Source organism: Parapedobacter sp. SGR-10 (assembly GCF_011030405.1).
Classification (GTDB): domain Bacteria; phylum Bacteroidota; class Bacteroidia; order Sphingobacteriales; family Sphingobacteriaceae; genus Sphingobacterium.
In genome coordinates this window covers 1-536 of sequence record NZ_JAAJTJ010000074.1, presented here as the reverse complement: position 1 = coordinate 536, position 536 = coordinate 1, and the positions used below count along the sequence as shown (strand labels likewise).

At 47.4% G+C, this 536-nt stretch carries 1 pseudogene; it reads right to left on the bottom strand.

Annotated elements, in window-relative coordinates:
- Positions 1-536 (bottom strand): annotated as a pseudogene (locus tag G5B00_RS17910) (hypothetical protein); the annotation flags it as partial.

Sequence of the window (536 nt, the reverse complement as noted above, 5' to 3'; positions counted from 1 at the left end):
GATACGGGAACATCCTGCAATAGATCCGAAGATTTTCTCCTATAGTATTCGGCAGTGATCTTGATCTTGTCCTTGAACATGCCCAGATCTACGCCCACATTGAGGATTTTGTTTTTCTCCCAACTCAGATCATAGGTGCCCCGGAAAGATTGCGACAGTGCATGTTCGGAATTGTACCGTCCTGTACCGTTGAACAGGGTGCGCCAACTGTAATAGCTGGAAGGCAAGGTTCCGTTGTAACCGTAGCTTCCCTTGAATTTGATGTTGTTGAATACGGGTTTGATGGATTTGACCCAGTCCCAAGGTTCGTTTGTGATACGATAGGCTCCGGAAACGGACCAAAAATTGCCTGTACGGTGCTCTGGAGAGAAACGGGATGACTGATCCTGACGGAAGGATGCTCCCAAGAAATATCTGTAGCGCCAGGAATAATCAAATTTGGATACAAGAGATACCATAGCGTAGTCGTAGCCATTGCCCGCCCAGCTTGATACCTCAGCTCCTGTGGATAGTACAGGTTTTTCGTCGGTCATGAA